The organism is Micromonospora sp. 15K316 (genome assembly GCF_004348525.1).
Lineage (GTDB): Bacteria > Actinomycetota > Actinomycetes > Mycobacteriales > Micromonosporaceae > Micromonospora.
Genome location: NZ_SMKG01000228.1, coordinates 1 through 9,278, shown reverse-complemented (window position 1 = coordinate 9,278; position 9,278 = coordinate 1). Strand labels below are relative to the sequence as shown.

General features: G+C 75.2%; 9 protein-coding genes. 7 read left to right on the top strand and 2 right to left on the bottom strand.

The genetic code is table 11. The annotated features are described in order from the left end of the window. Window positions 1-1,377, top strand: a 1,377-nt coding sequence (locus E1211_RS27360; protein ID WP_132352326.1) for a cobyric acid synthase, incomplete at its 5' end; no start/stop codon positions are given. Between the two features lie 49 nt (window positions 1,378-1,426). Here the strand turns inward: E1211_RS27360 and E1211_RS27355 are convergent. Further along, window positions 1,427-1,828 carry a rhodanese-like domain-containing protein gene (locus E1211_RS27355; RefSeq protein WP_132352330.1) on the bottom strand — a complete coding sequence of 134 codons (402 nt, stop codon included), beginning with the start codon at window positions 1,826-1,828 and terminating at the stop codon, window positions 1,427-1,429. Between the two features lie 274 nt (window positions 1,829-2,102). Between E1211_RS27355 and E1211_RS27350 the strand changes: the two genes are divergently transcribed. The 4 genes from E1211_RS27350 (at window position 2,103) to E1211_RS27335 (ending at window position 6,287) form a co-directional block, all read left to right on the top strand. Then, entirely contained in the window at window positions 2,103-2,729 is a 627-nt protein-coding gene (locus E1211_RS27350) for a uridine kinase (protein WP_132352324.1), read from the top strand. A 257-nt stretch (window positions 2,730-2,986) separates the two neighbouring features. Continuing rightward, window positions 2,987-4,348 carry a dipeptidase gene (locus E1211_RS27345; protein WP_207915529.1) on the top strand — a complete coding sequence of 454 codons (1,362 nt, stop codon included), beginning with the start codon at window positions 2,987-2,989 and terminating at the stop codon, window positions 4,346-4,348. Window positions 4,349-4,410: 62 nt separating this feature from the next. Then, entirely contained in the window at window positions 4,411-4,617 is a 207-nt protein-coding gene (locus E1211_RS27340) for a hypothetical protein (RefSeq protein WP_132352320.1), read from the top strand. Between the two features lie 86 nt (window positions 4,618-4,703). After that, complete coding sequence (locus tag E1211_RS27335; RefSeq protein ID WP_132352318.1) at window positions 4,704-6,287, top strand: ATP-dependent DNA ligase; 1,584 nt, start codon at window positions 4,704-4,706, stop codon at window positions 6,285-6,287. Between the two features lie 37 nt (window positions 6,288-6,324). On the opposite strand, the gene E1211_RS27330 is transcribed toward E1211_RS27335, so the two are convergent. Continuing rightward, window positions 6,325-7,146 (bottom strand): SURF1 family protein, encoded by an 822-nt coding sequence (locus E1211_RS27330; RefSeq protein WP_207915528.1) that lies wholly within the window; start codon window positions 7,144-7,146, stop codon window positions 6,325-6,327. A 163-nt stretch (window positions 7,147-7,309) separates the two neighbouring features. Between E1211_RS27330 and E1211_RS27325 the strand changes: the two genes are divergently transcribed. Together E1211_RS27325 and E1211_RS27320 are read left to right on the top strand one after the other, a co-directional pair. Further along, a complete protein-coding gene (locus E1211_RS27325) occupies window positions 7,310-8,710 on the top strand; it encodes a cobyrinate a,c-diamide synthase (protein ID WP_132352316.1) in 1,401 nt (466 codons plus the stop codon). Beyond that, a complete protein-coding gene (locus E1211_RS27320) occupies window positions 8,707-9,276 on the top strand; it encodes a GNAT family N-acetyltransferase (protein WP_132352314.1) in 570 nt (189 codons plus the stop codon). Before E1211_RS27325 ends, E1211_RS27320 begins: the two co-directional genes overlap by 4 nt. Window positions 9,277-9,278: the final 2 nt, after the last annotated feature.

The window sequence follows — 9,278 nt, the reverse complement described above, 5'->3', positions numbered from 1 at the left end:
GGCGGGGAGATCGGCCGGGCTCAGGCGATGCAGGCCGCCGCCTGCGGGCTCGCCCCCGATCTGCGGTTCAATCCCGTGCTGTTGAAGCCGGGCAGTGATCTGGCCAGCCAGGTGGTGCTGCTCGGCGAGGCGGTCGACACGGTCACCGCCGGTACCTTCCGGCAGCTGCGGCCCCGGCTGGCGGAGACCGCCTACACGGCCCTCGCCGAGCTGCGGGCCGAGTACGACGTGGTGATCTGCGAGGGCGCCGGCAGCCCGGCCGAGATCAACCTCCGCGCCGGCGACTACGTGAACATGGGGCTCGCCCGGCACGCCGGGCTGCCCACCATCGTGGTCGGCGACATCGACCGGGGTGGCGTGTTCGCGTCCATGTTCGGCACCGTCGCGCTGCTCGATCCGGCCGACCAGGCGCTGATCGCCGGCTTCGTGATCAACAAGTTCCGGGGGGACCTCGGCCTGCTCCGCCCCGGGCTGGACATGCTGCGCCAGGTCACCGGCCGCCCCACGTACGGGGTGCTGCCCTGGTCCCTCGACCTCTGGCTGGACGCCGAGGACTCGCTCGCGTACGGGCGGGTGCTCGGCCGACCCGCCGCCCCGCACGGCACCGAGTGGCTGGACGTGGCAGTGGTCCGGCTACCCCGGATCAGCAACGCCACCGACGTCGAAGCGCTCGCCACCGAGCCCGGCGTACGGGTGCGGCTCACCGTGGAGCCGGCCGAGCTGGCCGCCGCCGACCTCGTGGTCCTGCCCGGCTCCAAGTCGACAGTGGCGGATCTCGCCTGGCTGCGCGAGACCGGCCTGGCCGGGGCGGTGCTGGCCCACGCCGCGGCCGGGAAGCCGCTGCTCGGCATCTGCGGCGGCTTCCAGATGCTGGGCCGGGAGATCCACGACCCGGTGGAGAGCCGGCTGGGCACCGTTCCCGGCCTCGGCCTGCTCCCCATGGAGATCAGTTTCGACAGGCGCAAGACCGTGCGGCAGTCGGCGGGCAGCGCCGGGCCCGACCTGCCGGTCCGCGGGTACGAGATCCACCACGGGTACGTCTCGTCTTCCGACCCGGCGGTCGCCCCGATGATCACCCTGCCCGACGGCAGCGGCGAGGGGATGGTGCTCGGTGCGGTGCACGGCACCCACTGGCACGGTGCCTTCGAGTCCGACGGGTTCCGCCGCCGGTTCCTCACCGACGCGGCGCGGCTCGCCGGGCGGCACGGGTTCCGCGTCGCCGCCGACACCGCCTTCGCGGCGGCCCGGGAACGCTCGCTGGACCTGCTCGGCGACCTCGTCGAGGAGCACCTGGACACCGAGGCGCTCTGGCGCCTCATCGAGACCGGTCCGCCCCCGGGCCTGCCGTTCATCCCGCCGGGCGCCCCGCCCGGTTAGCGACCGCACCGCCGACGTGCATCGCTCCCGGAGCGGGCGGCGGGTCCGGTCAGGGGCGCACGTCGGCGGGGCGGTCGGAGAGGGGCAGGCCGGCCGCGATCCAGGCCTGGACGCCGCCGATCATGTCCGTCGCCCGCCGCAACCCCAACGCCTGCAGGCTCGCGGCCGCGAGGCTGGAGCTGTAACCGTGCCGGCACACCACCACTATCTCCCGGTCGTAGCCGGTGGCCTCCGGGATGCGCCACGGGCTCGCCGGGTCGAGCCGCCACTCCAGCACCGTCCGGTCGATGACGATCGCGCCGGGCAGATCGCCCTGCTCCCGGCGATGCCGGTCGGCGCGGGCATCGATCAGCAGCGCGCCGCCCCGCACCGCCTCGACGGTCTCGTGCGGAGTCAACCGTTGCAGCCCGGCGCGGGCCTGTTCCAGCAGGGCCTCGACGCCGGGGCTCATCACGTCACGGAGCACCTCCCGATCATGCCCAGCCGCCCGGCACTCCGCCCGGTGAACAGGTCGGCGCCAACTGGCGGGTGACGTGATTCCCCCGGACGTGACGGACGCCTGCCGAGCCGGTACTCCGAACGGGGGCGGGACCGCCGCGGCGGGCCCGTTTCGGGGGGCGCAGCGACGGCGGTCCGACAGGTGCCCCGCATACTGGCGCGGTGCCGCGTGACGCCCGACCCGCCCAGCCCGGCCGCCGGTGGGCCGAGTTGCCGGAGGCGACGGGATGACCCGGGTCGCGGTGGTCGAGGCGTACGCCGAACTGGCCCGGCGGGTGCTCGCCGGCCCGCCGCGGTTGGGGCGTACCCGGATGGTGGCGGTCGACGGGCCGAGCGGGGCGGGCAAGAGCCGGTTCGCGGCGCACCTCGCGGACGCGCTCGCCGCAGCGGGCGATGGCGTACGGCCGCCGGTGGTGCACACCGACGACCTGCTCGACGGCTGGGACGACCAGCTCACCTTCTGGGCCCGGCTCGAAACGCGGGTGCTGGCGCCGCTGCGTGCCGGGCGGGCCGGGGCGTACCACCGGTACAGCTGGGTGCGGCGCAGCTTCCTGCCCGACGCGGTCGCGGTGCCGGTCGGCCCGGTGCTGATCGTCGAGGGGGTGAGCGCGGCTCGTGCGGCGGCGCGTCCGGAGCTGACCCTCGCCGTCTTCGTCACCGCGCCGGCGCCGTTGCGGCTGGCCCGCGCGGTCGCCCGGGACGGCCCGGAGATCCTTCCCGAGCTGCGTCGCTGGCACGCCGGCGAGGCGGCGCACTTCGCCGCGGACGGTACGGCCGCGCACGCCGACCTGGTGGTCGACGGCGCGCCGGGGCTGCCGCACGACCGCGCCCGCTACTACCTGCGCCTCGGCTGACCCCGGCCGTCCGCCGCGGGTCGGGGACCCGCCTATCGCCGGGCCGGCCCTGGGCTGGCCGCCGGTCGTTCGCCGCGGTCCGGGCCCCTCATCCGCCGGTCGGGCCCCCGGCTGTTCGTCGAGTCGGCCTTCTCATCCGCCGTCCGAGCAGCGGCCGGCCGCCGGCCGTTCGTCGAGGTCGGGCCTTCTCATCCGCCGACCGGGCCGGGTGGCGGCCGTAAGGTCGGCATACGATGCCGGTCATGACCACACCGATCATGTCCGAGTCCGAGGTCCGGGCCGCCGTCGAGCGGGAACTGCCCGGTGTCCGTGCCGACCTGGAACGGCTCGTCCGCATCCCCGGTATCGCCTTCGACGGCTTCGACCACTCGCACGTGGAGCGCTCCGCCGAGGCGGTGGCCGAGCTGCTGCGCGGCTGCGGCCTGGATGTGGAGATCGTGCGTTCCGGCGGGCAGCCGGCGGTGATCGGCAGGAAGGCGGCCCCGCCCGGCGCGCCGACGGTGCTCCTCTACGCCCACCACGACGTGCAGCCGGTCGGCGACCTGTCGTTGTGGCAGTCGGACCCGTTCGAGCCGGTCGAGCGGGACGGCCGGCTGTACGGCCGGGGCGCGGCCGACGACAAGGCGGGCATCATGGCGCACGTGGCGGCGCTGCGCGCGTACGGCGACCGCCTGCCGGTCGGCGTCGTGCTGTTCATCGAGGGTGAGGAGGAGTACGGCTCCGACTCGCTGGAGCGGCTGCTCGAGGAGCACCGCGACGAGATCGCCTCGGACGTCATCGTGATCGCCGACTCCGGCAACTGGGACGTCGGCGTGCCGGCGCTCACCACCTCGCTGCGCGGCATCGTGAACTGCTTCGTCGAGGTCCGCACGCTGGGCCAGGCCGTGCACAGCGGCATGTTCGGCGGTCCGGTCCCGGATGCGCTGACCACCCTGGTACGGCTGCTCGCCACGCTGCACACCGACGCCGGTGACGTCGCCGTCGAGGGGCTGATCGGCCGGGAGGGCGCGACCGTCGACTACCCGGAGGACCGGATCCGCGCCGAGGCCGGGATCGTCGAGGGCGTGGAGTTCATCGGCACCGGCCGTCTCACCGACCGGCTCTGGACCAAGCCGGCGCTCTCCGTGCTCGGCATCGACGCGCCGGCCACCGGGGAGGCGCCGAACGCCCTGGTCCCGTCCGCGAAGGCCAAGATCAGCGTACGGCTCGCGCCGGGCGACGACCCGAAGCGGGCGTACGAGGCGATCCGTGCCCATGTGGAGAAGCACGTGCCGTGGGGCGCGCAGGTGACGGTCACCATCGAGCACGACGGCAGCCCCTGCGTCATCGACGCCTCGGGACCGATGTTCGACGCCGCCCGTTCGGCCTTCCGCGAGGCCTGGGACGGCACCGACCCGGTCGACATCGGGGTGGGTGGCTCGATCCCGTTCATCGCCACGTTCCAGGAGATGTTCCCGCGGGCCGCGATCCTGGTCACCGGCGTGGAGGACCCGCACGCCCGGGCGCACGGGCCGAACGAGAGCCTGCACCTGGGCGAGTTCGCCCGGGTCTGCCTGGCCGAGGCGTTGCTGCTGAGCAAGGTCGCCGAGGTGGCGCGCGGTGAGGTGTCGAAACCGTAACGCCGGGGCCGATTCTGGACTTTACGGCGTGTCGTACTCGCAGCTGGTATAGCCTTTCGAACATGAGTACGAACGAGGTGATGGCCCGGTTGCAGGCCGCCGTCAGCGCTCTGGGGGACGTCGACGTCTCCGCGTGGCCCGAGGACACGCTCAAGGAACAGCTCGGTGAGCTCTCCGCCGCTCTGGTCGCACTCGACTCGATGCTCAGCCGGGTCGCCGACGAGGTCCGCGCCCGCGGGCTGCGGATCGAGGAGCCCGTTCCGGCCTGAGCCGTTCGGCTCCGGTTCGCGCCACCTGCTGCTCCCGGGCACGGCAATGCCCGGGTGGCGTCGGGGGTGGCTGGCAGGATGAACCCGTGCGGTTCCTCGATCTGGCAGCCACCTCCGCCGCCGTGGCCGCCACCAGCGGCCGACGGGCCAAGGTGGAGCTGCTGGCCGGCGCGCTGCGGGCGCTCGACCCGGCCGAGGTGCCGGCGGGCGCCGGGTGGCTCGCCGGCGAGCTGCGGCAACGCCAGACCGGTGTCGGCTACGCGAGCCTCCGCGACCTGCCACCGCCCGCCGCGGAGCCGACGTTGACAGTCGAAGCCGTCGACGCGGCGATCGACCGGATCGCCGAGGTGCACGGCCCGGGATCGCAGGCCCGGCGCCGGTCCCTGCTCGGCGCGCTCTACGCGGCGGCCACCGTCGAGGAGCAGCGGCTGTTGACCGGCTTGTTCAGCGGCGAGCTGCGCCAGGGGGCGCAGGCCGGGCTGCTCGCCGACGCGATCGCACGGGCCGCCGGGGTGCCGGTGGCGGCCGTACGCCGGGCGCTGCTGCTCTCCGGCGACCTGCGCACGGTCGCGGTGGCCGCGCTCGACGGGGGCGCCGCCGCGCTGGCCGGGTTCGGTCTCCAGGTGGGACGCCCGCTGGCGCCGATGCTGGCCCAGAGCGCGCCGTCGGTCGACGAGGCCCTCACCGCGACCGGCGTGCCCGCGGTGGTCGACGTCAAGCTCGACGGCATCCGGATCCAGGTGCACCGTGCCGGGCAGGACATCGCCGTCTTCAGCCGCAGCCTCGACGAGATCACCTCCCGGGTTCCCGAGGTGGTGGCCGCGGTGCGCGCCCTGCCGGCCCGGCAGTTGGTGCTCGACGGCGAGGCGATCGGGCTCGACGAGGCCGGACGGCCACTGCCCTTCCAGCAGACCTCCAGCCGCGCCGCCCGACGTGCCACCCCGAGCACCACCGGTCGCGCGCCCGTCGCCCCCGCCGTGCTCGCCGCCGCCGAGACCACCGGGCGGGCGGTGCTCACGCCGTACTTCTTCGACCTGCTGCACCTCGACGGCGACGACCTGATCGACCTGCCCGGCCGGGACCGGTGGGCGGCGTTGGCCGGCGCGGTCGACGAGTCGCTGCTGGTGGGCCGGGTGCTTGTCGACGACGCGGGCCAGGCGGGCGCGGCGTTCGCGGCGGCGATCGAAGCCGGTCAGGAGGGGGTCGTGGTCAAGGCGCCGGACGCGCCCTACGAGGCGGGCCGGCGCGGTGCGGCCTGGGTCAAGGTCAAACCGCGGCACACACTCGACCTGGTGGTGCTCGCCGTCGAGTGGGGCAGCGGCCGGCGTCGGGGCTGGCTCTCCAACCTCCACCTGGGCGCCCGCGATCCGCGCACCGGGGAGTTCGTGATGCTCGGCAAGACGTTCAAGGGCCTCACCGACGAGCTGTTGCGCTGGCAGACCGAGCGCTTTCTCGACCTGGCCGTGGAGCGGGGTGACTGGGTGGTCCGGGTCCGCCCGGAGCAGGTCGTCGAGATCGCCTTCGACGGGGTGCAGACCAGCTCCCGCTATCCGGGCGGGATGGCGCTGCGCTTCGCCCGGGTGGTGCGCTACCGCACGGACAAGACGGCGGCCGAGGCGGACACCATCGACGCGGTCCGGGCGATCCACGCCGGCCGTCCCACCGGCTGAACGGCGCTGCGCCGGGCCCGGGACGCGGTCGGCCCGGTCAGGCCGACGTGCTCGGCGTCGGCTCGGCGGCCCGGTCCAGCGGCCGGGTGTCGAGGCCCGCCGCGCGGCGGGCCTCCCGGCGGGCCGCCCAGCCGTAGCCGAAGAGCGTCATCACGGCGAAGAGCCACCACTGCACGACGTAGCCGAAGTTCTGCCAGTTGTTGGTGTGCCCGACCGTCACCGCCGTGAAGGTCGGGTCCGCCTGCGGGGTCTGCTCGTCGAGCAGCACGTACGCGCCGTAGACCGGGTAGGGCAGCTCGCGGGCCAGCCGGGAGACGTCGATCCGGCGGGTCTCCAACCGCCCGTCGCGGCGGGTGACCGCGTCGGGGCGGCTCTCGCTCTCGTGCACCCGGCCGACCACCGTCACGTCGCCGCCGGGAGTGGCGGGCAGCTCGGGCCGCGCGAGTGCCCCGCCCGGCGCCGGCGGGATCCAGCCCCGGTCGACCAGCACGGCGCTGCCGTCGGGCAGCACGAGGGGGGTGAGCACCTCGAATCCGACCCGGCTCTCCACCGTGCGACCGCGCACCAGGACGATGTTCGTCGCGTCGTACCGGCCGGTGACGGTGACCCGGGTGTAGACCTTCTCCTCGGCCGGGGCCGGGCCGCTCGTACCCGCGCCGCCGGTGGGGGCGGGCAGCGCGTCGCCCAGCGGCGCCGGAGTCATCCGCTGGCCCGCGTCGATCCGCTCGTTGATCTCGGTGCGCCCCTGGTAGCGGTCCAGCTGCCAGTTGCCGAGGAAGACCATCACCACGGCGGCGACCAGGGCCAGCGCCAGATAGCCGAGCCAGCGCGGGGTCAGCAGGAACCGGTACACGGTCACGAGGCTACCCGTATGACCGGCGCCACTGCCCGCGACCGCCCGGCTCCGGGCCGCGACGGCCCGTTGCGGATCGCTCGTCCATCGGGGTGGGCCGGTATCGTCACCGGGCGGACCGCTCCCACGGGCCCGCAACCGCGTACCCGCCGCACGCGAGGAGTCGATGATGACCGTCGTGCCGCGCCTGGTGCTCAGCGCGCCGTCCTCCGGGCACGGAAAGAACGCGCTGGCCATCGGGTTGCTCGCCGCGTTCGCCGACCGCGACGTCCAGGTCGCCGGCTTCAAGCTCGGACCGGACCGGGTCGACGCCGCCTACCTGGGCCTCGCCGCCGGCCGTCCCGGGCGCACCCTCGACCCCCTCCTGGTCGGTGCCGACCGGCTCGCCCCACTGGTGGCGCACGGCGCCGCGGGCGCCGGTCTCGCCGTGATCCAGGGCAGCATGGGGCTGTACGACAGTGTCACCGGCCGCCCTGAGCACGACTCCGCCGCCGCCGTGGCGACCGCGCTGCGCAGCCCGGTGGTGCTGGTCGTCGACGTCGCGGCGACGGGGCAGTCGGTGGCCGCCCTGGTGCACGGCTTCCGGTCGTTCGACGAGCAGCTCTGGCTCGGCGGCGTGATCCTCACCCGGGTGGCCTCGTCCCGGCACGAGACGCTGCTGCGGGAGGCGCTCGACGACATCGGCGTGCCGGTTTACGGGGCGTTGCGCCGGCAGGACCTGCCCGGCGTGCTGCCCGACCGCCGGCACGGGGTGGTGCCGGCGATCGACGGCACCGGCGAGGCGGGCCGGGCGGTACGCCGGCTGGGGGAGGCGGTCGCCGCGACCGTGGACCTGGAGCGGCTGCTCGGGCTGGCCCGCTCCGCGCCGCCCCTGCCCGCGGTGGCCTGGTCGCCCCAGGAGGCGCTGGCCGAGGCGGTGTCCCCGGCGGACCCGCCGCTGGTCGCGCTGGCCGGCGGTCCGGGCGGGAGCTACAGCACCCCGGAGACCGCCGAGCTGCTCCGGGCGGCCGGTGCCGAGGTGGTGACGCTCGATCCCCTCCGTGACGAGGCGCTGCCGCCCGGCACCCGGGCGCTGATCGTCGGCGGGGCGCTCCCCGAGTCGTACGCCGAGCAGCTGTCCGCGAACCGGCGGCTCTGCATCGCGGTCGCCGAGCTGGCCCGCACCGGCCGGCCGGTCATCGCGGAGGGGGCCGGCATGCTCTGGTTGGCGCGGGAGCTCGACGGGCTGCCGATGTGCGGGGTCCTGGACGCCGTGGGCGCCAGCCGGGACGGCCTGGTCATCGGCTACCGGGAGGCGACGGCCCGCACCACGAGCGTGGTCGCCTCGGAGGGCGCGGTGCTGGTCGGGCACAAGGAACACCGGGCCGTGCTCACCCCGCGGGCGGGTCAGCGCCCGGCGTGGAGCTGGGAGGGCGGCTCGGCCGAGGGCTTCGTCTGGCGCAACGTGCACGCCTCGCAGCTCGCCCTGCACTGGGCCGGGCATCCGGCGATCGCCGGCCGGCTGGTGGCCGCGGCGGCGGAGCCGGTCGCCGAGACGGTGCCGGCCGCGCCCGGTGGGGTCCCGGCGTGATCGGGCAGGTCGCGGTACGCCGGTTTCCGACGCTGACCGTCTCCACGCCCCGTACCGAGGTGCGGCAGCTCGGCGACGTGGACGCGGTGACGACCGGGGAGATCTTCGCCGACAAGTTGACCCGGCGTTGGCTGCCGCTCGCCGACGACTCCGGCCCGATCGACGGGCTCGCCTGGTGCACGGACCTGGCCCGGCAGCGCCGGGACAGCGGCGACGGCGACCACTACGGGGTGCTCCGCCGGGAGGACGACAGGCTCGTCGGCTGTCTCTGGACCCGGCGTACCGACTGGGGCGCCCGGCTCACCGAGATCTCGTACGCGATGGCGCCGCAGGCGCGGGGCTTCGGGCTGGCCGCCGAGGCGGTGGACGCGGTCGCCATCGCGCTGATCCTGGAGCACGGCTTCCAGCGGGTGGAGCTGCGGGTGGCGCCCGGCAACACGGCCTCGCGGCGGGTGGCCGAGAAGGCCGGTTTCAGCTACGAGGGCCTGCTCCGCAACGCCGGCTACGTCCGCGGCGCCCGGACCGACCTCGAACTCTGGTCCTTCGTCTCCGCCGACCTCCACTAACC